The sequence below is a fragment of the Emticicia sp. 17c genome (assembly GCF_037153985.1).
Classification (GTDB): Bacteria; Bacteroidota; Bacteroidia; order Cytophagales; family Spirosomataceae; genus Emticicia.
This window is the reverse complement of sequence record NZ_JBBAYI010000012.1, coordinates 137,832-164,357: the sequence shown is the minus strand read 5'-3', so window position 1 is coordinate 164,357 and position 26,526 is coordinate 137,832. Positions and strand designations below refer to the sequence as shown.

The window sequence follows — 26,526 nt, the reverse complement described above, 5'->3', positions numbered from 1 at the left end:
GAATTTAACCATTTAGGGCTGGGTATACAAACGAGTTTTCCAGTTCTTTGCGGCGGTCAATAGACTGTTTCAGCATTTTCAGAATATCAAGTCTGGCCTGTGGTCGTCTGTTTGATAGGTTCGTCTCATGTAATCGATGATAAAACATTAAATCATCATGACGAATAATAGGAATATTCTTTTCAAAAGCCTTTAAAAACCAGTCAAAATCCTGACAATACCAGTTATCAGCTTCAAACAGGCCCACTTTGGTAAATACAGCTTTTCTGAAAATACAAGCTCCTAGCAATACCGAAAAATGGCTTTCATGGGCTGGGTCGTTGAGGTCGTCATCCTTAAAATATTTCGATTTCCCCATTACAATATCGACGTCAGGGTTTTGCGCTAAAAAACGTAGCTGAATCTCAAACTTGTTTGCCGCCAGTACATCGTCATGGTCAAGAAAACAAATTAAATCACTCTGGGCTAATTGTAAACCATAGTTTCGGGCCACAGAAGGCCCCTGATTCTGTTGTTGATAGTAACGAATCTGTGGGAAAGACTTTAGAATTGCTGGTGTATTATCTGTTGAGGCATCGTCAATAACAATAATTTCATAAATAGCAGTTTGCTGCACAAAAATGCTTTCGAGCGTAGCGCGAATGTATTTTTCTGAATTATAGCACGGAATAATAACGCTCAGGGCTGGTTTGTTCATGGTAAGGTTAATAGTAGTTGCTGAAGGCTTTCAGAAATAGCTGATAATTTGGTGCCTGTGTTAATCTGATAGGCCGGAAGTTGGCGGCTTACATTACCTAATACCGACAAATAGCTCATAGGTGTTTTTAAAGCAAACATGGTTGAAGGAGCAATGCCAAGCAGAATTTTTCCGGCATCAGCAGGTTGAATCATGGTGTTTGTTTCACCTGTAAAGTTCGGAATAACAATAGCTTTTACCTGAAACGATTTTATGAGAAAATCAGGCAGGTGTTCGGCCATGTATACCTGATATTTTTCGTCTGTATGGCTATTATAAGGAGCAATGCAGTGTTTCAGGCGATTTTCAATAATGGCATGATTGCGTTCAAACTGTGCTACCGAATATAAATTAAAAGCCTCGAAGGTATGGTAGTTAAGCAGAATGAAGTCGTCGCCAATGGTTTTCAGGCCAGAGCCAATACAACTTAGCGTAGTAGTAGTTTTACCTGAGCCACCTTTTGAGGGTAGCAAAATACCTCCGGTCTGGTGGCCTATGCCTGCACTATGTATAAAGACATATTTTTCGCGGCTGAGCCATCGGGAAAAAACATGGATATACGGAATACTAAACAAACCTTTATGAATAGTATTAACATTTTCGACCCAATGTAAGCAAATGTGTTGTTTTTTATCAAAAAAAGTGAAGCGGTTAAAACTCGACTCAAACCATGCACAATAATGTTCATCTTCTTGCCAGAAACTATTCTGTTGCTCAACAAGTGCTTTAAACATTTTTTGTAAAACAGAGCTTGTAATGGTTTTTAAGCCATTTAATTGCAGAATAGTTAAGGCCGGTTTTGGGCAGTAACTTTCTTCAATAAATTGGAGCGACCGACAAAAATTATCAACAGAGCCATCGCCTTTAATGCAAAACGTATTGGTGTCTACACTAAAATAACGGCAATGAGTAATGTTGGCGTAATTTTTTATTTCATCAGTTATGAGGCTAAAGTTTTCAGCCTGAACAACATTCACACACATTAGGTCGGAAAGGCAAAAATTAATACAGTTTCAATAACGACTGTAAATCGTTAAAAATTCTGATAGATGGTTTTTGAAAAGAAGACATCTGCAAAACTGCGGCTTGGGTGTCGGTTGTTTGTGCAGGCGAAACGCTTACCGCTGTAATTACTTCTTCTTCAATGAGTGTATCAAGCAGCTCTTGTACATTGTTATAAACTTCTTCCACTGCTATATTGAATTTTGTTGCAATTACTTCAACAATTTGTAGGTTGCTTAAACCTTTTTGAATAAAGTCGAAGATATAATTAGCAGTTTCACTTAGTTCATAATAGCTACCTTTAGCAGCATTCAGGATAATAGTTTGGTTGTCGAATTGTTCAAAAGCAATTTCACCGGTAGCAACGGTGTAAAACGAAGTTTGCATAAATATTATGTAGTGTTAAAGTTAAGAATAATTCACAAGAAAGTAAAAAAAATAGACCTATTGCACAAACTGTGCCGAAATGATAGATAAAAACTCATTTTATTATTAAACGGATACATTCTCAGAATAATAGTACATGACATGGCAAAGGTTAAAAGACTGTATTTTAAGGAAGTAAGCCATGAACAATAATTATTAAAATATTTTAAAAATGTTCTTATTTTTTCTGTAAAAAATACTACTTTTACCAAATCTCTATTCGATAACCCTAAATGAAAACTTTAACCGTAAAACTCAAGTTTTATGTTATTCTGTGCCTGATTACGGTAGGTATTGCCTCTATTGTATGGAATTGTACGCGTGCTTCGGCCGAAACAACTTCGATGCCCGATGAGGTAGATTACAACTTCCATATCAGACCTATTCTGTCGGACCGTTGTTTTAAATGCCATGGGCCTGATGCCAATAAAAGAGAAGCTAATCTGCGGCTCGATACCCCCGAGGGCGCCTTTGCTGCACTGAAAGACAACCCCAAAGGCCATGCGTTGGTGGCAGGTAACCCCGAACAATCCGAAATGTTTTTAAGAATCATTTCAAAAGATTCTACACTACGTATGCCCCCGCCTTCTTCTAACCTCAAATTAAGTCAGTATGAAATTGATTTAATTGAAAAATGGATTAAGCAAGGGGCAAAATACAAACCTCACTGGGCATTTATTGCCCCCCGAAAAACCCGTGTACCTGATGCTGACGAAGACTGGACGGTTAACGAAATAGATAATTTTGTTTATGACAAAATGCAGCAAAAAGGCCTTGACCCTAATGAGGAAGCGTCTAAAGAGCAATTGTTGAAAAGACTGTCGTTCGACCTGACGGGCCTGCCCCCAACCGTAGAAATGCAAGAGAAATTCCTGAAAGATACTTCGCCTAATACTTATGAAAAAGTGGTAGATGAGCTACTAAAAAACAAACATTATGGTGAAAAAATGGCTACTTACTGGCTTGATGTTGCTCGCTACGCCGATTCGCACGGGTATCAGGATGATGGCCTCCGTACCATGTGGCCGTGGCGAGACTGGGTAATTCATGCCTATAATGCCAATTATCCTTACAGTAAATTTTTAAGCTGGCAGCTAGCCGGCGATTTACTACCTAATCCTGACGGCAGTACGTTGCCATCTAAAGAAATGCTATTAGCTACGGGCTTTAACCGGAACCACAAAATTACGCAAGAAGGTGGCGTAATTGATGAAGAATATAGGGTTGAATATGTAACCGACCGTACAAACACATTCGGTAAAGCATTTCTGGCACTTACTTTTGAATGTGCCAAGTGCCATGACCATAAATATGACCCTATTTCTCAGAAAGACTATTATAGCACCTTCGCGTTCTTTAATCAGGTTCCTGAAAAGGGCTTGTTCGGAACCATAGATGCCTCTTTTGCTGACCCTCCGAATATGGCAATTACAGATGCCGATGTAAAATCATTGCTAAACTTTATTAATAAGCGAGATACCGCCAAAGTTATGGTAATGGTTATGAAAGATACCTCAAAAGTGCGTACTACTTACGTACTAAACCGAGGTAACTACGATGCCCACGGCGATTCGGTTACTTTTGGCTTACCTAAAAGTATTCTGGCTTATGATACCACCAAATACGGTAAAGGGCGTTTAGGATTAGTAAAATGGATGCTTGACGCGAATAATCCGTTAACAGCCCGTGTGTTTGTTAATCGTATATGGGCGCAATTCTTTGGGCGGGGTATTGTAAAAACAGTGGGCGATTTCGGAATGCAGGGAGAACTGCCCTCTCACCCCGAACTGCTCGACTGGCTCGCGGTTGATTTCAGAGAAAACGGCTGGAATGTAAAACGGCTGGTAAAACAGGTGGTTATGTCGGCTACCTATCGGCAGTCGTCGGTCATTACTGAAAAACACCTGAAAACAGACCCTGAAAATATCTTTCTGGCACGAGCATCCCGCATTCGTCTTCCTGCCGAAAACGTAAGAGATTTTGTGCTGGCTAGTAGTGATATTCTGAACAATGAAATAGGAGGCCCAAGTGTGAAGCCTTATCAGCCTAAGGGCCTTTGGGAAGTAGCTACCTCGGGCAGAGGCAGTTTGTCAAGATACGTTCAGGACCATGAGTCAGATTTATATCGTCGGGGAATGTACGTATTTATTAAACGAACGGTTCCGCCACCTACCATGCTCATATTTGATGCCAGCAACCGCGACCAATGCGAAGTGCAACGCAGCCGTACCAATACGCCTTTACAGGCACTGGTTATGATGAACGACCCTCAGATGGTAGAAGGCTCAAGAGTAATGGCCGAAAGCCTGATGATGGAAAAAAGCTCGGTCGATGAAAAACTTGAGAAGGCTTTCCGAAAGGTTCTTTGCCGTAAGCCTAAAGAAAAAGAGATGGCTATTATCAAGCAATATTTCGATTCAGAAACGAGCCTTCTTAAGAAAGATGCTAAAAAAGCAGAGAAAATCTTGAATATAGGCGAGTATAAGCATTTAGGCGTGCCAGACAAAACCACAACGGCAGCTCTTATGCAAACCATTCAGATGTTATATAATATGGAAGAGGCCATTATGAGAGGCTAAGGCAGGCCATAATGGTAGTTGATTCATCTATTTACTTTTTGTTCAAATGGAAAACGAATTTTTTAAAAATAAACTGAATATTACCCGCAGGCATTTCCTGAGTAAATCGGCCGTAGGCTTAGGCAGTATGGCTTTGGGGTCATTGCTTATTCCGGGTTTGTTTACTGGCGAAGAAGAAAATCTGGCACAATTACCGCTAGGTTTGCCTCATTTTGCCCCCAAAGCCAAAAGAGTTATTTATCTGTTTCAGAATGGTGCGCCGTCTCAGCTCGAAACTTTTGACTACAAACCTATGCTGAATAAGATGGCAGGCGAAGACCTCCCCGAATCGATCAGAGGTGGTCAACGCTTAACTGGAATGACTGCCAACCAGACGAAATTTCCGTTAATAGGCTCTTACTTTGGCTTTAAACAGTACGGGCAGTCAGGAGCATGGGTGAGCGATATGTTCCCGAATATGGCTAAAATCGTGGATGATTTATGTATCATTAAAACCATGAATACCGAGGCCATTAACCACGACCCCGCCCTTACTTTTATGCAAACAGGAGCGCAGGTAGGCAACCGCCCAAGTATGGGAGCCTGGATGAGCTACGGGCTAGGGAGTGAAAATAAAAATCTTCCGGCTTTTTGTGTGTTGCTTTCGCGTGGGCGTGGAAACGGGCAGGGCGTTTATTCTAAATTATGGACTAATGGTTTTCTGGATTCAACTCATCAGGGGGTTGTTTTCAGTAGCGGCGAAGACCCTATTCTTTACCTGAAAGATGGCGAAGGCATAGATAAAGATTCCCGTCGCAGAATGCTCGATAAACTGGCCGAACTGAATCATCTGGGCTTTGAAACAAGCGGCGACCCCGAAGTACAAGCCAAAGTGCAACAGTATGAAATGGCCTATCGTATGCAAACGGCTGTACCTGAGTTAACAGACCTCTCGAAAGAGCCTGACCATATCGTAAAAATGTATGGCCCCGAATGCCTTGTGCCGGGCACTTACGCGGCTAATGTGCTTTTAGCCAGAAAATTGTCCGAGTCAGGGGTGCGTTTTGTGCAACTGTATCATCAGGGGTGGGACCAACACGGGAATTTGCCCAACGAAATGCCTTTGCAGGCCGAAGATGTAGATAGGGCCTCTGCTGCATTAATTATGGACCTCAAGCAAAGAGGTCTGCTAGACGAAACACTAGTGATATGGGGAGGCGAATTTGGCAGAACAAATTATTGTCAGGGAGCATTTACGAAAGATAACTATGGCCGTGACCACCACCCAAGAGCTTATAGTATCTGGATGGCAGGCGGCGGTGTAAAACCCGGTATTGTGTATGGCGAAACCGATGAGTTTGGCTATAACATTATAAAAGACCCAGTGCATATTCATGATTTTCATGCAACCGTTATGCACCTGTTAGGCTTGAATCATGAACAACTAACCTATAAGCACTTAGGGAGAAGATACAGACTAACCGACGTAGCAGGTAAACTCGTGCCGGGCATTATTGTCTGAGTAATGCGTCTTACCTTGTATTTCACCTATTTGTACCCTAAACACATCAATGAATCGTTTTTTTAAAGCCTGTTCTTATCTTTTAGTTGTATTTAATGTACTATTAGTTTTCTTACTACTTTTTGAAGAAAAGGTACAGATTCCTGTATGGTTAAGCCCACTTGGCAGAATGCACCCCATGCTTTTGCATCTTCCTATTGGTTTTGTATTTGTACTGATAGTCTTTTCTCTTTTCAAGAAAGAGTTTGAACCTAAAAGCTACGAGTTTTTTATGAAACTTATGCTTTCGCTTACAGCACTTACGGCAGCGGTAGCAGCCGTGATGGGCTTTTTCTTGTCGAGAGAAGGGGGATACGATGAAAAACTTCTGCAATGGCATAAATGGACGGGTATCGGAGTGAGTTTGTTTACCTACGGGCTTTTATGGGTTTATGATAACCTCTCCCAGAAAACCAACCTTGTTCAGATAATGTCGTTTACGTGCCTGATATTAATTATACTGGCTGGGCATTTCGGGGCAGAAATAACGCACGGAGAAGATTATTTTTTTGAAGCATTTCAGAAAAAAAATAACAAAGTAGCTATTGCCGATAATGCGAGTATGTATGAAGCAGCCATCTTCCCGATTCTGGAAGCTAAATGTCTGGCTTGCCATAACGACCAGAAAGTAAAAGGTGAGTTAAATATGAGTAGTATTGAAAAAATACTCAAAGGCGGAAAACACGGCGATTTATGGAAAGCAGGCGATACCCTTAACAGCCTTCTACTCAAAAGAGCTTACCTGCCGCTGGAAGAAAAAGAACACATGCCACCCAAAGGCAAACCGCAATTAACTACCACCGAACTGGCTTTACTAAGTGCATGGATTAACGAAGGGGCCAATACTAAAAAGGCTTTTAAGGATTTTCCGGCAACATCACCTGCCAAAAAACTGGCCTTGCAAACTGTGAGCAATACGCAAGAAAAAACGTATGATTTTTCTGCCGCCTCCGAAAGCACATTAAAAGAAATAAATACTCCTTTTTGCTCGGTGGTTCCTTTAGCTACGGGTTCGCCAGCATTAGAGGCAGAGTTTTTTGTAAGTAAAAAGTTTGATAAAAAAGCATTAGAGAATTTATCGAAAGTAAGCCAACAACTGGTGGTATTAAGTTTAGCTAAAATGCCTGTGAAGGACGAAGATATAGCCCTGATTGCGAAGTTCCCGAATCTTGAAAAACTAAACCTTAATCAAACCGATATTACAGGTAACACCCTCGACCAACTGGCTGCCTGCAAGCATTTGTCATCAATTGCGCTGGCAGGTACTAAAATTACGAAAGAGCAGTTTAAAAAACTGGCAAACTTACCGGCTCTGGCCGAAGTTTTTGTCTGGAATACGGCCTTAGATTCTTTGGCTATCAAAGAACTTGCCACACAATACCCGAAAATAACCATTAACAGGGGCTTTGTTGAAAACCCTGACGAAATTCTTAAACTCAATGCGCCTACTTTAGTAAATGAAGACTTTATTCTTAAAAAGAATGTACCCGTTGAGCTAAAACATACCCTTAAAAATGTACAGATTCATTATACACTAGACGGCACCGACCCTGACTCTACCACGCAGACAATCTATGAAAAGCCATTGTTTATAGATAACTATACTCGCATAAAAGCCATGGCTACCAAAGATGGGTGGCGTGCTAGTGACAGAGTTTCTTATACCTTTTTCAAGTCGGGGGTAAGCGCAGATACGGCTATATTGTTAACACCTCCTAATCCAAAATATACGGGTAAAGGCGGGCAGGTACTGATTGATTTGAAAAAAGGCCCTGTTGATAATTTTCAGGATGCTAGCTGGCTGGGTTATCGAGAAAACGAGTTTGTGGGGCTGATGATGTTCAAAAATCCTGTGATGCTCAGTAGTATCACTATTAGCTACCTGCAAAAGATAGATTCCTTTATTATGCCCCCTGCCGAAATAGAAGTTTGGGGAGGTAGTAGCGAGACCGACCTGAGAAAATTACAAAAAATACTACCTCAACAGCCCGACAAGATGAAGGAACGGGCCAATCTAGGTATTATTGTGCCTATCAAAGCGGGCAATTATAAAGTAATTAAGATAATAGCCCGGCCTGTAAAAAAACTACCTAAGTGGCATCCGAGCAAAGGGCAGCCTGCATGGTTCTTTACCGACGAAATATTGTTTAACTAAAAAGCATTGATATGTTTCTTGGTATGCTGGTGCGGGAGGTCAGTAACCTACTGCACCATCTTTTTTGAATGGTTTGCCGGTCCAAGCCTTTTGCTGCGTCCATTCAGTGTCAGGGTCTGCCCAGAAAGCGTCTGTTGCTGGTAAGCCTAACGGTAAAAAGCCAAGCGTGGTCAGATACATACTGCCTGCATTAGAATAGCCATCGGCAATATTGGGTTGATGCCCCGCAAAGCCTAAAGTTAGCCAGCCATTTCTATCGAAAACGCCTTCTATCGAAAACATTCTTTTCATAACAGCTGTTAACGCACAACGAACTTGTGCAGGGCTTACGCCATCGGGTAATTGATGAATAAGCGCAGCGTGTGCCAGAGCCTGAAAAGCTCCAAGCCTGTATGTAATGCTTCGTCCGAATGGCGGAAAAGTCCCTTCAGGAGAAATGAGCCGTTCCAGAAAATCGGCATGGCGTTGCATTCTTTTAATGGCTTTGGTAGCGCGTTCCTGCAAAGCCTGATTAGGCTTATCGGGCAATTGTTTCTGATTAACCACTACAAGCGTATTCAGTACATCTACATTCATCGAGTGTATAACAAACGAATTATAATAGTCGGTATGAAAAGTTTCTCCATCTTTATACCATCCATCACCCACATACCAGTCATCAATTCTTTTCAGGCCAAACTCAATCCGATAACGGTCGGCCTCTTCACCTATCGACAATAAAAACACCTCTACCATTGCTGCAAACAACACCCAGTTATTGTTAGGCGGCACCACTCTTCTTAAAAGCCTGAACTCCTCAATAATACGATTTTTGGTGATAGTATCCAGCGGTTGCCAAAGGCTATCGGGTGCTTTCAGGAAACTTTGTGCCAGAAAAGCGGCATCAACCAGTGTCTGGCCTTCTTTTCGCCAAAGCATATAATCAGGGCTGGCAGGGTTTACACTATTGGTAATGGCTTTCAGAGCATAGTTTCTTAGCTGCTTGCGTAATTGACCCTCTTCGGTGGTATCATCGGCTAATGCCAGCCACGGCGCAACACCTACCATTGTGCGTGCAAAAGCCTCCAGAAATGCCACTTTTTCGTTCCGTTTATCCCAGATAGGGCTATATTCTACCTGCCAGTTTTTTTGTAAAGTTTCTTCACCAAGATTTTTCAAGACGGGTTCAGCAATTTTATAAAGCAGCTTTGCCCAGTAAAGTCTGGTATTTTCGGCAGAGGCACTTACATAAGCATAGCTTGTTGTATGTGTGGCAAGAACAGAAAGCCCTGCAAGTGTATTGGTCTGAATAAAATTACGTCGGTTCATAGTGGTCTGTAATAGGGGAGGTGGAAATTTGTTTCAGACAAAATTACTGGATTTACGCAAAAGAAGAACCTTTCGGTAAAGAAAACAAGCTACAATCAAGCCTTTTTGCTTTACAACAAAAGACAAGCCAGCCAAAATAGTAAGAGAATAAATTAGCTTATTTCGATTTCATCTCCGTGTCTGTTCAGGAAATGGAATTCGGTAATGCCTATCGAAGAATCTTTGATGAGTTTTACCCACGTATGGTATTTAAAGAACCATTTCATTTGTTTTGAAATGATACCTTCGCGGTAATACGCATATACAAACGGATGAAGAATGATACTGATGCCAGTTTCGTTTTGTTTTGATAAAATATAATCAAGGTTATTTTCTATCAAATCAGTAATCACGATGCTTGCCTGAATAGTACCCGTACCGCCACAAGTAGGGCAGGTCTCACGTGTAACAATATTCATTTCGGGGCGAACACGCTGGCGGGTAATCTGAAGTAGGCCAAATTTAGAAATAGGCAGAATGGTATATTTCGACCTGTCGCCTTTCATTTCTTCCTTCATTGCTTCCTGAATCAAACGACGATTCTCGTTTTTCTTCATATCAATGAAGTCAATGACAATAATGCCGCCCATGTCACGCATACGTAGCTGGCGGGCAATTTCTTTGGCTGCTTCCAGATTAACAGTCAAGGCTGTTGATTCTTGGTCACCTTCTTGGGTCGATTTGTTACCGCTATTTACATCAATCACATGGAGTGCTTCTGTATGTTCGATAATCAGGTAACCACCTCCCGACAAGCTAACCGATCGGCCAAACAAAGATTTTATTTGTTTCTCGATGCCATACTGTTCAAAAAGTTTGTTTTTACCAGTATGGAGTTTAAGAATTTTTTCTTTTTCAGGGGCAATGGTATGAAGGAAACTCTTGATACCATCAAAATTTTCTTTTGAGTCGACGTAGATATTGTCAAAATCATCATTTAACATATCTCTCAGAATCGAAGAGGCTCTGTCCATTTCGCTAATGATGCGGTCACGAGGTTTCGCATCGCGTAGGGTCTTCATGCCTGACTCCCATTTCTCAACACAAAAATCAATATCTCTCTTTAGTTCGTCAAGGTCTTTGCTTTCAGCTACGGTTCTTACAATTACCCCGAAGTTTTCAGGCTTGATTGAAGATACCAGCTTATGTAAACGCTGACGCTCCTGTTTATTAGTGATTTTTTTGGAAATGTTAACTGAGCTACCAAAAGGAACCAATACGATGTTACGGCCAGCAATAGAAATATCGCAGGATAACCTCGGGCCTTTGGTTGAGATAGGCTCTTTTACAACCTGTACCAGAATTGGCGTATTCTTGGTAACAACTTCGTTGATTTTGCCTAACTTATCAATATCTTTTTCTAATTGAAATCCTTTTAAACGAAGATTTACAGGACGTTTAGCAATAACGTCTTTAACAAACTTATTGAGAGAGTTATAAGAAATGATTTCGTTATAATGTAGAAACCCATCTTTATCATAGCCAACATCAACAAAGGCAGCATTATTACCTTGTACGACTTTCTTCACTACACCCAAATAGATGTCTCCGACGGAAAACTGGTGCTCCGTCTCATCAAAGTGATACTCAATAAGCCTTTTGTCTTGTACTAGGGCTATTCTATCACCTTTCTGTGTGGTACTGATATATAATTCGTTGCTCAAAACTGAGGTAGAATCAAAAGGTTAAGATACTGTTTTGGCTAAATTGATGGGAATTGATAGCCATAAGTGCAAAAATAAGAACTTATGGCTATCAAACACTTAATTAAGAAAGATTATTTTTTCTTATGGCGATTTTTTCTAAGACGTTTCTTTCTTTTGTGCGTTGCCATTTTGTGTCTTTTTCTTTTCTTTCCGCAAGGCATAATTTTAAATGTTATAAACCCCTATTCTTCGGAGGGGGTGATTTGAAAAAATTAATACTTATATGTTTCCCCCCTCAGGGGTGGGGGTATTTTTATCGAACCGCAAAGATAATGAATTATTTTATACTCTCCAAAGCCTTATTTATTTCTTCTGTTAAAGTAGGGTCTTTAACTTTTGTTTTAAGGTCTTCAAGGATTTTTTTAGCTTGTGCCTTTTCGCCTGTCTCAATTAAACTGTAACCTAAAGCCAGTTGTGCATTTAAATTAGCCGGATTTATTCTCAGCACTTGACGGAAACGGTCGGCTGCTCTTGCATATTGATTCGACTGCATCGAAAGAACACCCATTTGCATCAATGCCGGCTCAAAGTTTGGTTCTTCTTCCAAAACTTGACGGAGCATCATGATGGCCTGCATCGGAGAATCAGTCTGTACATAAGTCATGGCCAGATTAGTCTTGGCCATTAACTGATGCGGGCTTTTTTCAAGTACTTTCTGATACGCCGAACGGGTTTTTTCTGCCAGATATGTTATGTTTTCTTGTTTTAAGGCTAAATTATAAGCCTGAAAATAGGCATCTCCGGCTTTTAGCCAGTTTTCGGTCGTTGGCTCGGCAATAGCTATTTTTTCTATATAAACAGCCGCACTGTCGAAACGGTTTCCTGTGGCGAAAACTTGGGCTATTTGGGTGTAAAGAGCCTTTTTATCGGTCGATGCTGCCAGTTTTTTCTTTAATTCGGTTACCTGGCTTTCTTGTTCTGCCGATAACTTGGGCGCTTGCGTGGTAATATCGTTCTGCCCTTTGCCTGCGTCGGCGGCTTTGTTGTCAGCTACTTTATCACGGTTGGCTTTGGCTTCGTTTTTGACTACCACTTTGGGCCGATAATAAAGAAAGCCCGTAAGGGCTATCGCTGCTACAATTATGATTAAAAAATGTCGTTTCATAGGAGGTTAATTCATCATGGATAGCTCAACACTATCCATGATTTTTGGTTTTGCTCTCTTTCGAGGAGTCAAATTATTTAACGTTTGCTTTAACCTGTTCGGTAAATTCTTTGGCTGGTTTAAAGCCAGGAACCGAATGAGCAGGAACGGTTACAGTGGTTTTAGCAGAAATGTTACGAGCTTTTTTAGCAGCTCTTCTTTTGTTTACAAAACTTCCGAAACCTCTTACATAGACAGCATCGCCTTGTGCTAATGTGTCTTTTACCGTATTAAAAAATGCCTCAAGTGTTGATGAAACACTTGCCTTGTCCACGCCAGTCTTGTCGGCAATAGCTGAAATTACTTCTGCTTTAGTCACGATCGTAACGTAATTTTAAAGTGTATATTAAGATTTTTTTTTCCCCGAAAAATATTGAATTGAAATGATGCAAAAAACTACTAATGAAGCCCTTATTTTTATTAATTCAACATCTCTAAACTCTTTGGTTTTATTTTGGGTTTGCAAAGATATGGCTTTTAGTACCACTTTGCCAAAAAGATTATAACTTTTTTTTCGTAATTGCTTAATAGTTAGTGAGTTATGTTTTTTCTTATGGCGAATGGCTGATTTTGGAAAAGAAAAAACAAGCGAATGCTAAGAAAACTTCGATAAAAATTGGAAAGACAAACATTTTCCGAAGTACTTCAGAAATGGTACCAGCGGAATAAACGGGATTTACCCTGGCGAAATACCCATGACCCTTACAAAATCTGGCTCTCGGAGGTTATTCTTCAACAAACCCGCGTAGCACAAGGTTTGCCTTATTATCAGAAATTTGTTGAAAAATATCCTACTGTTACTGATTTGGCAAACGCCGACGAAAAAGATGTGCTGCGCCTGTGGCAGGGTTTAGGGTATTATTCAAGGGCAAGAAATATGCACCAGACAGCCAGAATTATAGCTCAGGATTTAAACGGCAGGTTCCCTCAAAACTATGCAGGGCTGGTAAAACTAAAAGGCATAGGCCCTTACACCGCTGCGGCTATTGCTTCTTTTGCCTTTAATGAAAAAGTAGCAGTGGTTGATGGCAATGTGTACAGGGTATTGGCACGCATATTTGGCATAGAAACCGATATTGCAAGCCACGAAGCCAAAAAAGTATTTGGCGAGTTAGCCAATGAGCTAATATCAGACACCGAGCCTGCTACGCATAATCAGGCTATTATGGAATTTGGGGCTACCTACTGCACACCCGCAAGCCCGGGCTGTATGTTTTGTGTATTTCATTACGAATGTGAAGCCAATGCAACAGGCAAGCAGGCCGTGTTGCCTGTCAAATCAAAGAAAATAAAAACAAAAAAACGTTATTTCGATTACTTCGTGATTGAGCGTAAGCAGCAGTTTTTAATGGCCAAACGCGGAGCAAAAGACATCTGGGAAGGGCTTTATGATTTTTATCTGGTTGAAAGCAAAGAAAACTTACTAACTCTTGAAGAAATAACTGACGATTTTCTGCTCGCAATTTTACCAGTCGGGCTTATCAAAAGCGTATCAGAAGTGTATAAACATATACTTACTCACCAGACAATTGAAGTTAAGTTCTGGCATATTGTATTGAACGATGATACGGAACTCCCACTTCCAGCAAACTATGATTTCCATAGCTGGCAGGAAGTAGAAGATTTACCCAAACCTATTCTGATTGAGAAGTATCTCAAAAAACATCTTGGTGAGTTTCGCTGACAGGATATTTCACGGAAAACAGGTAGAGGTTATAATGGCTTCTACCTGTTTTTATTTCACTTACTTCTTATTAAGATGGCTATGGCGCGCACTGTATGTAAAGTAAATAATAATGCCAATAACGCTCCAGACCAATAGCCTTAGCCATGTAGATTTATCAAGGCTGAACATAAGTAGTACATTAAATACAATGCCTAAAGGGGCAATTACTGAAAGATACTTTAATTTGAAAGGTCGGTGCAAGTTGGGTTGTTTTTTTCTGAGTACCAATACTGCTGCGCAAATCATGGCAAAGGCAAATAAAGTACCTATGCTAGTCATTTTAGAAGCCTTCTCGATAGGAGTTATGGCAGCTACAACCGAAGCAACTGCACCTACCAGTATTGTGCTTTTCCACGGAGTTTTATAAACCGGATGAATGGCCGCAAAATATTCAGCAGGCAACAGCCCATCTTTGGCCATATTCAGAAAAATTCTGGTTTGTGAAAGCAACATAACCAGCATAACAGATATTAAGCCTATAACGGCCGCAATAATAATAAGCCCCGATGCCCAGTTAAGCCCCACCGCACTAAAAGCCGAAGCCACGGGCGCACCCAAATCAAGATTTTTGTAATTAACCATCCCTGTCAGGATAAAAGAAACCAGTACGTAGAGTATGGTGCAGCATATCAGCGAGACAATAATGGCAAAAGGAATGTCTTTGGTCGGATTAATGGCTTCTTGCGATTGGGTAGAAACGGCATCGAAACCAATAAAGGCAAAAAATACTATTCCCGCGGCAGTTATTACCCCCGAAATACCATAGTGAGAATCTCCTTTGGCATCAATTATTTTTTCAGGAATGAATGGCTCCCAGTTAGCCCCTTTCACATAAACCGCCCCAACAATGATTACAAATAAAACCGCCAGCACCTTAATAGTCACAATCAGGTTATTTGTTTTAGCCGACTCCTTAATGCCTTTCACCAGAATGTAAGTAACTACCCATACAATAAGCGCGGCAGGGAGATTAATTGAAAATGCCGGAGCTTGAAGCCCATTTAAAATAGCTTCTTCGCGGGCTGTAACAGGGTCGTTTAGCAACCATGTGGGTATAAAATCAAGATTGAACAAATGTAGGAGTTTGACAAGGTATTTCGACCAGCTAACGGCTACGGTTGTAGCCCCCATCAGATACTCAAGAATAAGATTCCAACCTATGAACCAAGCAAAAAATTCTCCTATTGTTCCATACGAATACGCATACGCCGACCCCGATACTGGTAAAATACTGGCAAATTCGGCATAACATAAGGCTGCAAACAGGCAACCTATACCGGCCAGCATAAAAGAAATAGTTAGGGCAGGACCTGCGTAAAGATTAGCCGCAACGCCTGTTAGCACAAAAATGCCACCACCAATCACAGCACCAACGCCAATGGCAGTTAATTCCCATTTACCAAGCACTCTTTTTAATTCGCTGTTGTGCAGGTCGTTATGGTATGCACTCAAAGGCTTTTTTCTGAAGTATTTTTCTGAAAACATAAAATTTAAATATAGTTAGGGTTTTATTTAATATAGCTGGCTAAACCGACTTTTGCCTGCTTAGGTCTGATTTCAGTTTGGTGAGTTCTCCGAGTAGTCTAGTTTCTTTTACCAGTGTTTCTTTGCCAATTGTTTCGGCCATTTGCACAATTGCAAAGTTGAGAGTTTCTATTTCGGTAGTTCGTTTATGTAGAATATCCTGATAGGAGGAGATAAGTTGCCCGTCGGAGAGTTTACTTATCAGTAGCAGGCTTTCAAGTACCTCTTGTGCTGAAAGTATAATTCCATAGGCATTGGCTACCTGTACACATTCGTGTATTATTCTTTGGGCAATGTCAAGTACGTAGGCATTTCTATAAAAAATGCCGTTGTCTGTTTCAATAAGAGGGCAAACTGAATTAAATACGCAATTGATAATTGCTTTTTTCCAGATAACTTTCTGAATATTCACCTCTGACTGAAACGGAAAAGCCAAAGTATTCAAGCTTTCTACAATTGTCTCTAACTCGTCGGGCTTACCCTTGATAATGCCAATCAGAGAAGGCGAAACTGGTTTGAAATTTACTTTGGTGTTATCAATCACTTGGCTTGTAGTAAAAAGTACACATCGGTAAAGCCGTGGAAAACGATTTTCAAGAAAAATGTTTTCTACGCCCAGCCCATTCTGCAGGATTACTACCGGCGAGTTTCCAGTTTTATTGCTTAATAAAGCGCATATTTGTGCATTACCGTATGATTTATTAGTTAATATTATAAGCCCGTCGAGCCTGTCAAAATCATGAATACTGGCTACTGTTATGTTAGCAGAAAGCTCTTGCCCCGTGTTAAGCACTAAACTCAGGTTCTCTTCATAGCTTTGCAGGTCTGTAACTGTTGCTCTCAGCAATGTTACATTCCGGTTTGCAGCTTTTAAGGTAATAGCCAGTGCTTTGCCGATGGCACCTGCACCTATCACATAAATATTGATTTGATTTTCCACTCGTTTACGAGATAATTAATTTTATTGTAATATTGATACCAGTTTGGTTTGCTCATTGGTACGGCAAAATTCTGTAAAAGGATTTTGCCATAACAGATGCAGTTTTGTGATTTTTTACCATAGCAGTTATGAGAGATAAAAAAATCAGTGAAGAGTTTTTATATTATAGAATCGCAGCCGTTATTGAGCAGCAAATTATAAAAGGTATTCTTAAAGTTGGCACTAAAATCCCGTCATTACGTACAATATGCCGTGAGTATGGTGTGAGCCAGAGTACAGCCTTGCAAGCCTATTATCACTTAGAAAGCAAGGCCCTGATTGAAGCAAGACCCAAGTCGGGGTATTTTGTTTGTGGTTCTCCCAGAAAACTGCTTGATGTGCCTGTTGTGAGTAATCCTGCCGAACACCTTTTTGAAGGAACTATCGATACCCTTGTGTCGAAAGTGTACGATAACCTGGGCAGTAATGAAAAATACATTCCGCTTTCGTTGGGTGTTCCTGCCAACGAGCTATTACCCATTGCCAAACTCAACAAAGGCTTTGTACAGGCTATGAGGCAGATGCAAGGTAGCGGCACAGCAATGGCGCATCCGCAGGGAAATGAAAAACTACGAACACAAATAGCCAGATGGGCGTTTGCGATGGAGGCAAACCTTGAGGCCGACAATATCATTACTACAAGTGGTTGCCTGAATGCGATTTCTTATTGCATGATGGCTTTAACACAGCCCGGCGACACCATTGTGCTTGAAAGCCCCGTGTCGTTCGGAATGATTCAAATAGCCCAAAGCCTAAGTCTGAATATTATTGAGCTTCCATGCCATGCTGAAACCGGAATTGACCTTGATATGCTAGAAAAAACGCTTGCAAGTGTACCAGTAAAGCTCATTTTACTGATAAGTAATTTCAGTAATCCGCTGGGGAGTTATATGCCTGACGAAAGCAAAAAACAGCTAGTAGCATTACTTGAAAAATACAATGTACCCCTGATTGAAAACGATATTAATGCCGATGTGTATTTCGGAAACCAAAGACCTAAATCATGCAAAACATTTGATAAAACCGGATTGGTCTTGTGGTGTGGCTCGGTGTCAAAAAGTTTGGCTCCGGGTTATAGAGTAGGGTGGGTTGAAGCAGGCCGTTTTAAAGAGGCTGTATTGAAAAAGAAACTGTATCATGCCATTTCATCAACTGCCATTACGGAAGAAGCCGTTGCTATTTTTCTGGAAAACGGCAGGTATGAAACACATCTCCGCAAACTCCGCAGTACATTATACCTGAATTATCTGCAATATATTAAAACTATCAATGACTTTTTTCCTGAAGGAACCAAAGCCAGCAGACCCAAAGGTGGGTTTGTGCTATGGCTTGAATTGGACAAAAAACTGGATGCCTTAGAAATATACGAACGTGCAATTAATCAGAAAATAAGTATTGCTCCGGGAAAAATGTTTACACTCAGAAACCAGTTTCATAACTGTATAAGGCTCAATTTCGGGCTTAACTGGAACGAACAGACTTATGAGTCTTTAAAAACATTGGGGCAAATAGCAAAAGACCTGCTACACCCGTAACCTGAACAAAAATAATAACCGAAACCATACCGAACAAAAGATTGAAAAGGGTTAAAAACAATATTTATCCTGAGTTATCATGATTATACACAGATTATATCTGTTGGTTGAGTGGTACTACAAAAAATACCTGAAAACCTGAATATTTGATAAAAAATTTATAAAAAATCTAATAATTTCTTTGTAAATTTGTTACTATTCAAAATGACAATATTTCAAACACAATTAGAAAAATGGCTGGTGTAAACAAAGTTATTTTATTAGGAAGGTTAGGGTCAGACCCCGAAGTCCGCACACTTCCAAGCGGTGGTAAAGTGGTTAACTTTAGCATTGCTACTTCAGAAAACTATACCAATAAAAATGGTGAAAAAGTAGAGCAAACAGAATGGCATAGGATTGAACTTTGGGATAACCTTGCAAATATTGCTGAGCAATATCTAAAAAAAGGTGATATGGCTTATGTTGAGGGTAAAATTCGTACAGAAAAATGGACAGACCAGAACGGTCAGGAAAGATACACGCAGAAAATAAGAGGAACAACCATGCAATTGGTTGGCGGCAGAGGAGCTAACTCCGTAGAAGATAACGATTCGGCTCCATCTTATGGCAATACCGGAAACTCTTATGCACCTAAAGCGGCACCTGTGCCTACACCTCCGCCTATTGAAATGGCCGGCAATGGTGGCGACGATTTGCCTTTCTAAATTGAAGTTACAACATAAAAACAGGGGTTCAGCCAATTGAACCCCTGTTTGCGTTTATAATATTTATAATTTCTCAATTTTCTGTTTTAGTTGAAGCATTTCATCTCTGAAACGGGCTGCCTCAAGGAAATCAAGCTCTTTGGCGGCACGTTCCATTTTCCTTTGGGTTTCTTCCAGTAGCTTTTCCAGTTGCCCTTTGTTCATGTAATTAACTACTGGGTCGGCGGCTACATTTATTTCTTCTGGCTCCAGATAATACATTTTAGTAGTTGGCTTGTTATCTGCAATAGAAGTTTGCTCCATAATAGCCTCTTTCGATTTGAACACCGTTTTCGGAATAATTCCGTTTGCTTCATTATAAGCCATCTGAATACCACGCCGACGGTTCGTTTCATCAATGGCTTTAGCCATCGAGCCAGTAATGGTATCTGCATACATTAGCACCTTTCCGTTTTCATTACGGGCTGCGCGGCCAATAGTCTGTATCAAAGAACGTATATCACGCAGAAAGCCCTCCTTATCGGCATCCATAATTGCTACCAGCGAAACCTCCGGTAAATCTAGCCCCTCTCTCAAGAGGTTCACACCTACCAATACATCAAAAACACCTAACCGTAGCTCACGCAGAATCTCGACACGCTCAAAAGTTTTTACCTCTGAGTGAATGTAACGCCCCTTGATACCCACTCGTTCAAGATATTTGCTTAATTCCTCAGCCATTCTTTTGGTAAGTGTGGTTACAAGCACCCGCTCTTTGCGTTCAATACGTATATGAATTTCTTCCAGTAAATCGTCAATCTGATTAATACTTGGTCTTACTTCAATTTCAGGGTCAAGCAAGCCCGTTGGCCTGATAATCTGTTCAACTACTACGCCATCAGTACGTCGTATTTCATAATCGGCGGGAGTTGCACTAACAAAAATGGTCTGACCTATCAGGTCTTCAAATTCCTGAAATTTTAACGGGCGGTTATCCAACGCAGAAGGCAGGCGGAAACCATATTCAACCAACGATTCCTTACGCGAGCGGTCGCCGCCCCACATGGCCCTTATTTGTGGCATTGACACGTGGCTTTCATCTACTACCAGAATAAAATCTTCAGGGAAATAATCAAGCAAACAGAATGGGCGTTGACCGGGTTGGCGGCGGTCAAAAAATCTTGAGTAGTTTTCAATGCCTGAGCAATAGCCTAGCTCACGCATCATTTCCAAGTCAAATTCTGTACGTTCCTGTATACGCTGTGCTTCCAACAGGCGACCGTCCGACTCAAAATATTTTATTTGTTTAACCAACTCATCCTGTATTTCATGAATAGCCGTCTGCATTACATCGCGCCCTGTTACAAACAAATTAGCCGGAAAGATGGCAATTTGTTTTTCAGTAGATAATTTTTTGCCATTATTAGGGTCTATTCGCTGAATTTCCTCTATTTCGTCACCAAAGAAAATAAACCGATAGGCAAAATCTGCATAACTGGGGTATAAATCTACGGTATCGCCCTTTACCCGAAAGTTTCCACGTGCAAACTCGGCTTCTGTACGTGAGTAAAGAATCTCGACTAGCTTGTATAAGAACTGATTCCGGCTAATGGTCTGCCCTGTTCTTATCTGTATAATACTTTGCTTCATTTCATGAGGGTTTCCGGCACCATAAATGCACGAAACCGAAGCAACCACAATAACATCGCGCCGCCCCGACATTAACGAAGAAACTGTCGAAAGACGTAACTTGTCAATCTCTTCATTAATCATAAGGTCTTTTTCAATGTAAGTGTTGGTGGTAGCAATATAAGCCTCTGGCTGGTAATAGTCGTAATAACTAATAAAATACTCCACCGCATTTTCAGGGAAAAACTGCTTAAACTCTCCGTACAACTGGGCTGCCAGTGTTTTATTATGGCTTAAAATCAGCACAGGGCGGTCGAGCTGAGCAATTACGTTGGCAACAGTAAATGTTTTGCCCGAGCCTGTAACGCCCAATAGCACCTGAGTATCTTCTCCGTTTCTGATTCCTTCTACCAGTTTCTGAATGGCCTGTGGCTGGTCGCCGGTAGGTTTGTAATTTGAGGTTAGTTTATACTGCATATTTAAGTGAAGATTATCAAAAGCCTATTCAATTAAAACATAAGTTTTGTGTTTATAGTTTCGTTTTTCAGAATAAAAAAGGAGGTATGCTTTCTTTTATTTTTGCTGGGGTAAATACCCTTTTTCGGGCGTAGTTTTAGTAAATATTTATGGTTGATGTTGCCATAGATAGCCATAGCCTCAACAGTCATTAACGTACACACACAGGCTGGTAGTATTTCAGGAAATTATATGAATTTATTGTAAAATAAAGCCGTAGTTGGTGAAATTGGCTGTTCAGCAAATAGTTTTATTGCATAAGTGTTAACGGAATTGTGTTTATTTGTCAAAAAAATACGTTTTTATGAAACCAGTTTACAAAGCGCATCCCTGGCACGGGATTCCGGTTGGAGAAAAGGCCCCTGAAACAGTGACGGTATTTATTGAGATTGTTCCTTCTGACACCATTAAATACGAGGTAGATAAAGAATCAGGTTATTTAAAAATAGACCGCCCACAAAAATACTCAAATATTATTCCTTCGTTGTATGGCTTTATTCCGCAAACTTATTGTGGAGAAGAAGTAGCCAAACTCGCCCGCGAAAGAGGTTCTGAAAAAGTAATGGAAGGAGACGGCGACCCACTTGACATTTGTGTGTTATCGAGCCACAACATTCCGCACGGAGATATTTTGTTGCAGGCTATTCCGATAGGGGGGCTGTGTTTACTAGATAAAGGCGAAGCCGATGATAAAATTATTGCGGTGCTTGTGGCAGACCCTATTTATCAGAAATTTAAGGATATTACCGAGTTACCAGAAGCTATTCTGGCACGTCTGAAACACTACTTCCTGACTTATAAAAGCCTACCTGACGAGAAAAATGCCATCGAAATTTCAAACGTATATGGCAGAGAAGGCGCACACGAAGTAATCAGAAAATCAATGATGGATTACCGAGATTTGATTTTTAAGCCTATCTAAGCACATAGCATAAAAAATATACAGGAGGTATAAGCTAAATTTGGCTTATACCTCTTTTTGTTTGGTTTAAAATAGTATATTTATCTCGTTAATTCAACCTTCATTCCCTTTCGTTATGCTACATAAAATAATAAAAATTGTTGGCTGGGTTCTACTGGCTATTGTAGTAATTATAAGTGGTTTTTTTGTGTATGGTATGTATATGGTAAAAAAACTGCCTTGGCAACATCCGGTTTTTGATACCGTTCGCCCCGCCGACCCGGGTCAGGTTGGAGACAAAGGTGTACTGGTTTTCTCCAAAACCAATGGTTTCAGGCATTCGTCAATTGAAGCTGGCATTGAGGCCATAAAGAAAGCTGGCGATGCCAGAGGCTGGAAGATTATAACTACCGAAAACGGTGCCTTTTTTAACGACGATTACCTGAATCGGTTTAAAGTGGTGGTATTTCTTTCAACCACAGGCGATGTGCTTACCCCTGAACAGGAAAAATCTTTTGAAAAATTTATTGAAAACGGCGGTGGGTATGTAGGTATTCATGCCGCAGCCGATACCGAATATGACTGGCTGTGGTACGATAAACTTCTAGGAACACACTTCCGTGACCATAGTATTTTTCCGCATACGCCCGAAGCAACCATTACTACCGAAAACAGAACGCACCCAAGTACAAAACACCTGCCGGAGCATTGGAAAAAAGCCGATGAATGGTATAATTATAAAAATTCGGTCAGAGGCAAAGACAGCCTTCAGGTACTGATGTCGTTAGATGAAAAAACTTATGATGTAGGAGAAACCAAAGGAATGGGCGGCGACCACCCCATTGCATGGACAAACGTAATAGGTAAAGGAAGAATGTTTTATACAGGTTTAGGGCATACCGACGAAACCTTTACTGATAGTAATTCATTGCAGCACATTATTGGTGGTATTGAATGGGCAGGGAAATTCTAGGAATATCGGTTTATTGTTGTACCTTTGCGGTTGATAATCAATAAATTACAGCAGTGATGCTGCAAACTCAATGAAAAATACAGAAAGACCTCAGAGACCGAGAAAAGCAGATAAAGGCAATTCTTTCTCTCCTAAAACCGACAAACGTTCGGATAAAAAGAACTTTTCAGACGAAAAACGTTCTTACAGCGACAAAAAATCATCTTCAGGGTTTAAACCTAAAAGCAATTTTCCTAAAAAAGACGGTTACGAAAGAAGTTTTACCGAACCTCGTTTTGGTGAAAAACGCCCATTTGGCGAAAAGAAACCATTTGTAACAGAATCGTCTGACCGCCCATTTGATAAAAAACGTTCTTTTGGCGAGAAAAAAACTTTTTCAGATGCACGTTCTTCGTCAAGAAGAGAAGAAGGAACAGATAAGAAACGTCCTTACGGCGAAAGAAAAACCTTTGGTGACCGTCCGGCGCGTGGAAGTGAAGAGGGTTTCGATAAAAAACGCCCTTACGGCGAAAGAAAAACCTTTGGTGACCGTCCGGCCCGTAGAAGTGAAGAGGGTTTCGACAAGAAACGTCCTTACGGCGAAAGAAAAACCTTTGGTGACCGTCCGGCGCGTGGAAGTGAAGAGGGTTTCGACAAGAAACGTCCTTACGGCGAAAGAAAAACTTTTGGTGACCGTCCGGCTCCTAGAAGTGAAGAGGGTTTCGACAAGAAACGCCCTTATGGTGAAAGAAAAACCTTTGGTGACCGTCCGGCGCGTGGAAGCGAAGAGGGTTTCGACAAGAAACGCCCTTATGGTGAAAGAAAAACCTTTGGTGACCGTCCGGCTCCAAGAGAAGACGAAGGTTTTACAGAAAAACGGACTTTTAGCAGAGATAAAGGTCGCCCTGAAAGAAGAGATAATAACCGTGACAGAGGTTTTGGCCGTGATGCCAGAACCGAACGCAAAGAAAATCAGGCAAGTGCTTCCAAAATAGCTTCTCCAGACTACAATCTGGATAAAATGAAAAACTCATTGCCGCCTAAAGTTCAACGAAAAATCGAGAGCGTAAATAAAGAATCTGACGGATTAATAAGGCTTAATCGCTATATTTCTAATGCAGGTATTGCATCCAGACGAGACGCAGACGAACTTATTGCATCGGGGCAGATTACAGTAAATGGCAAAGAAATAACCGAAATGGGTTATAAAGTAAAGCCCGGCGATGTTGTAAAATATGGCAAAAAGATACTTAATCCTGAGAAACTGGTTTATATTTTACTTAACAAACCGAAGGATTTTATCACGACTACCGAAGACCCGAACGAACGCCGTACCGTAATGGACCTAGTGGCCAATGCTTGTGACGAAAGGGTATACCCAGTAGGACGGCTAGATAGAAATACTACGGGTTTGCTATTATTAACCAACGATGGCGAGCTGGCAGAGAAACTTTCGCATCCATCGAACGAAATCAGAAAAATATATCAGGTTGAATTGGACAAGCCTATCGCAAGTGAACATTTTGAAGCCATCAGAGAAGGCATTGAGTTAGAAGATGGTTTTATTAAGGCTGACGACCTAGCCCTTGTAACTCCTGACGCCGAAGTAGTAGGTATTGAAATTCATAGCGGTAAAAACCGTATTGTACGCCGTATTTTTGAACATTTCGGCTATGAAGTTCTGAAACTTGACCGCACTACTTATGCCGGCTTGAATAAAAAAGACCTCCCGCGCGGAAAGTGGCGTTTCCTGACCGAAAAAGAAGTGATTCGCTTAAAATATATGATTTAGACAAGAGCTTGATAAATGCCATAACTTAGGGTTATGGCATTTTTTATTTCATGCTACTTGAGTATATTAATACTAACGATTACAAAAATTATTACATTTGCAAAAAAGTAATTACACAGAATGAATTATAACCTAAGTCAAGTTCCTAAGCGTACAGGTAAGCCCCGCGAGTCAGGTCTAACGATGGTAATGGATAAAGGATTGAGTATCAGAGAGGTAGAAGATATGCTATCGATTTCTGCTCCTCATATCGACATCGTGAAACTAGGATGGGCAACTTCCTTCGTTACACCTAATCTGAAAGATAAAATAAAAGTTTACAAAGATGCAGGCGTGCCTGTTTATTTTGGTGGAACCCTCTTTGAGGCTTTTGTGGTAAGAGACCAGTTTGAAGATTATCTGAAAGTATTAGACCAATACGGCTTAGAACATTGCGAAGTTTCGGACGGCTCTATTGAAATCCCTCATGATGAAAAATGTGGTTATATTGCCCGCTTGGCAACACGTGCAAAGGTGTTGTCGGAGGTAGGTTCAAAAGATGCTGAAAAGATTTTTGCACCTTATAAATGGATAGAAATGATGCAGGCCGAGCTAAACGCCGGCGCATGGAAAGTAATTGGCGAAGCACGCGAAGGCGGAAATGTGGGGCTGTTTCGTAGTAGTGGAGAGGTGCGTCAGGGGTTGGTTGATGAAATTATTCATGCTATTCCGGCCGAAAAAATTATCTGGGAAGCACCACAAAAATCACAACAAGTATATTTTGTAAAACTGGTAGGCCCTAATGTAAATGTAGGTAATATTGCTCCGAACGAAGTAATACCACTTGAAACAATTCGTTTGGGCTTGAGAGGAGATACCTTCGGGAATTTCCTGACAGAAAAAACCAAAAAACGCTTCAAATTAGGTAAATATAGTAGCGATAGAAGAATCGCACAGGATGAATAACTTTCACTACTAAAAATATTTTAAACCAATGCCTGCCCCTTAACTTTAAGGGGTTTAACTTTTATGGAAATCGTACACTTTCTACTTGATTTACTCAAAGACCCTCTTTTAACTTTACAGGGCTTTCTCGATAAATACGATACACTAACTTACGGTATCTTGTTTCTGATAATTTTTGTCGAAACGGGTTTAATTATTATGCCCCTTTTACCGGGCGACTCGCTGCTTTTTGCGGCAGGTTTGCTGGCCTCATCTACCGGAAAGCTAGACGTAACAATCATGATTCCGTTATTAATTCTGGCCGCTTTGCTGGGCGATAATGTCAATTACTTCGTGGGTAAAAACTTTAGTAATTACATCAAATCCAGAGAAAAAATACTTTTTCTGAAACGTTCTTACATTACTCAAACCGAAGAATTTTACGAAAAACACGGCGGTAGAACGGTAATTCTGGCGCGTTTTATGCCTATTGTACGCACTATTGCGCCATTTGTAGCCGGTGCCGGAAGCATGAAATACCCTAAGTATATTATGTTTTGTATTCTGGGAGCTATTTTGTGGGTAACTAGTATCACACTTCTGGGTTATTTCCTCGGCTCTAATGCTTGGGTAAAAGCTAATTTTGAAAAAGTTGTATTAGGTATCGTTTTCGTTTCGATTGCCCCTATGATTTGGGCAATTATTAAAGCTAAATTCCTGAAAAAATAAC

The 26,526-nt window shown here is 40.7% G+C and carries 21 protein-coding genes; 11 read left to right on the top strand and 10 right to left on the bottom strand.

From position 1 onward, the window contains the following. Positions 1 to 4 precede the first annotated feature (4 nt). The 3 genes from WAA15_RS20625 to WAA15_RS20615 are packed head-to-tail and all read right to left on the bottom strand — an operon-like array spanning position 5 to position 2,125. Positions 5 to 697, bottom strand: coding sequence for a glycosyltransferase family 2 protein (locus WAA15_RS20625; protein ID WP_337044732.1), 693 nt, complete (start codon positions 695 to 697; stop codon positions 5 to 7). After that, a complete protein-coding gene (locus WAA15_RS20620) occupies positions 694 to 1,713 on the bottom strand; it encodes a hypothetical protein (RefSeq protein WP_337044731.1) in 1,020 nt (339 codons plus the stop codon). The genes WAA15_RS20625 and WAA15_RS20620 overlap by 4 nt, the downstream gene beginning before the upstream one ends. Positions 1,714 to 1,738: 25 nt before the next feature. Next, complete coding sequence (locus tag WAA15_RS20615; RefSeq protein ID WP_337044730.1) at positions 1,739 to 2,125, bottom strand: PqqD family protein; 387 nt, start codon at positions 2,123 to 2,125, stop codon at positions 1,739 to 1,741. 272 nt (positions 2,126 to 2,397) lie between these two features. Here WAA15_RS20615 and WAA15_RS20610 point away from each other — a divergent pair, with 272 nt between their 5' ends. Genes WAA15_RS20610 through WAA15_RS20600 form a run of 3 tightly spaced genes read left to right on the top strand, consistent with a single transcriptional unit; the run spans position 2,398 to position 8,438 of the window. Further along, positions 2,398 to 4,743 (top strand): PSD1 and planctomycete cytochrome C domain-containing protein, encoded by a 2,346-nt coding sequence (locus WAA15_RS20610; RefSeq protein WP_337044729.1) that lies wholly within the window; start codon positions 2,398 to 2,400, stop codon positions 4,741 to 4,743. 46 nt (positions 4,744 to 4,789) lie between these two features. After that, positions 4,790 to 6,244: a DUF1501 domain-containing protein gene (locus WAA15_RS20605; RefSeq protein WP_337044728.1), complete on the top strand. Its 1,455-nt coding sequence runs from the start codon at positions 4,790 to 4,792 to the stop codon at positions 6,242 to 6,244. Positions 6,245 to 6,293: 49 nt separating this feature from the next. After that, on the top strand, positions 6,294 to 8,438 hold the full coding sequence (locus WAA15_RS20600; protein ID WP_337044727.1) for an FN3 associated domain-containing protein: 2,145 nt from the start codon (positions 6,294 to 6,296) through the stop codon (positions 8,436 to 8,438). Between the two features lie 39 nt (positions 8,439 to 8,477). Here WAA15_RS20600 and WAA15_RS20595 read toward each other — a convergent pair whose 3' ends face one another. From WAA15_RS20595 to WAA15_RS20580, 4 genes are all read right to left on the bottom strand, one after another. Further along, a complete protein-coding gene (locus tag WAA15_RS20595; protein ID WP_337044726.1) occupies positions 8,478 to 9,746 on the bottom strand; it encodes a DUF2264 domain-containing protein in 1,269 nt (422 codons plus the stop codon). A 152-nt stretch (positions 9,747 to 9,898) separates the two neighbouring features. Beyond that, positions 9,899 to 11,449 carry an Rne/Rng family ribonuclease gene (locus WAA15_RS20590; RefSeq protein WP_337044725.1) on the bottom strand — a complete coding sequence of 517 codons (1,551 nt, stop codon included), beginning with the start codon at positions 11,447 to 11,449 and terminating at the stop codon, positions 9,899 to 9,901. Between the two features lie 319 nt (positions 11,450 to 11,768). Next, positions 11,769 to 12,596, bottom strand: coding sequence for a tetratricopeptide repeat protein (locus tag WAA15_RS20585; protein WP_337044724.1), 828 nt, complete (start codon positions 12,594 to 12,596; stop codon positions 11,769 to 11,771). Between the two features lie 73 nt (positions 12,597 to 12,669). Next, entirely contained in the window at positions 12,670 to 12,954 is a 285-nt protein-coding gene (locus WAA15_RS20580; RefSeq protein ID WP_101728035.1) for an HU family DNA-binding protein, read from the bottom strand. A gap of 297 nt (positions 12,955 to 13,251) precedes the next feature. Between WAA15_RS20580 and mutY the strand changes: the two genes are divergently transcribed. Then, complete coding sequence (gene mutY / locus WAA15_RS20575) at positions 13,252 to 14,319, top strand: A/G-specific adenine glycosylase (protein WP_337044723.1); 1,068 nt, start codon at positions 13,252 to 13,254, stop codon at positions 14,317 to 14,319. 60 nt (positions 14,320 to 14,379) lie between these two features. Here mutY and WAA15_RS20570 read toward each other — a convergent pair whose 3' ends face one another. Together WAA15_RS20570 and WAA15_RS20565 are read right to left on the bottom strand one after the other, a co-directional pair. Next, positions 14,380 to 15,846 (bottom strand): APC family permease, encoded by a 1,467-nt coding sequence (locus WAA15_RS20570; protein WP_337044722.1) that lies wholly within the window; start codon positions 15,844 to 15,846, stop codon positions 14,380 to 14,382. A 40-nt stretch (positions 15,847 to 15,886) separates the two neighbouring features. Further along, a complete protein-coding gene (locus tag WAA15_RS20565) occupies positions 15,887 to 16,825 on the bottom strand; it encodes a ketopantoate reductase family protein (protein WP_337044721.1) in 939 nt (312 codons plus the stop codon). 128 nt (positions 16,826 to 16,953) lie between these two features. Between WAA15_RS20565 and WAA15_RS20560 the strand changes: the two genes are divergently transcribed. After that, positions 16,954 to 18,399, top strand: coding sequence for an aminotransferase-like domain-containing protein (locus tag WAA15_RS20560; protein WP_337044720.1), 1,446 nt, complete (start codon positions 16,954 to 16,956; stop codon positions 18,397 to 18,399). 233 nt (positions 18,400 to 18,632) lie between these two features. Further along, a complete protein-coding gene (gene ssb / locus WAA15_RS20555; RefSeq protein WP_337044719.1) occupies positions 18,633 to 19,103 on the top strand; it encodes a single-stranded DNA-binding protein in 471 nt (156 codons plus the stop codon). Between the two features lie 63 nt (positions 19,104 to 19,166). On the opposite strand, the gene uvrB is transcribed toward ssb, so the two are convergent. After that, on the bottom strand, positions 19,167 to 21,188 hold the full coding sequence (gene uvrB / locus WAA15_RS20550; RefSeq protein WP_337044718.1) for an excinuclease ABC subunit UvrB: 2,022 nt from the start codon (positions 21,186 to 21,188) through the stop codon (positions 19,167 to 19,169). Between the two features lie 343 nt (positions 21,189 to 21,531). On the opposite strand from uvrB, the gene WAA15_RS20545 reads away from it, so the two are divergent. The 5 genes from WAA15_RS20545 (at position 21,532) to WAA15_RS20525 (ending at position 26,525) form a co-directional block, all read left to right on the top strand. Continuing rightward, positions 21,532 to 22,149, top strand: a complete 618-nt coding sequence (locus tag WAA15_RS20545) for an inorganic pyrophosphatase (RefSeq protein WP_337044717.1) — start codon at positions 21,532 to 21,534, stop codon at positions 22,147 to 22,149. 115 nt (positions 22,150 to 22,264) lie between these two features. Then, complete coding sequence (locus WAA15_RS20540) at positions 22,265 to 23,101, top strand: ThuA domain-containing protein (protein ID WP_337044716.1); 837 nt, start codon at positions 22,265 to 22,267, stop codon at positions 23,099 to 23,101. A gap of 70 nt (positions 23,102 to 23,171) precedes the next feature. Further along, on the top strand, positions 23,172 to 24,872 hold the full coding sequence (locus WAA15_RS20535) for a pseudouridine synthase (protein ID WP_337044715.1): 1,701 nt from the start codon (positions 23,172 to 23,174) through the stop codon (positions 24,870 to 24,872). Positions 24,873 to 24,992: 120 nt separating this feature from the next. Next, complete coding sequence (locus tag WAA15_RS20530; protein WP_337044714.1) at positions 24,993 to 25,817, top strand: phosphosulfolactate synthase; 825 nt, start codon at positions 24,993 to 24,995, stop codon at positions 25,815 to 25,817. Positions 25,818 to 25,880: 63 nt separating this feature from the next. Further along, positions 25,881 to 26,525 (top strand): VTT domain-containing protein, encoded by a 645-nt coding sequence (locus WAA15_RS20525; RefSeq protein ID WP_337044713.1) that lies wholly within the window; start codon positions 25,881 to 25,883, stop codon positions 26,523 to 26,525. Position 26,526 lies beyond the last annotated feature (1 nt).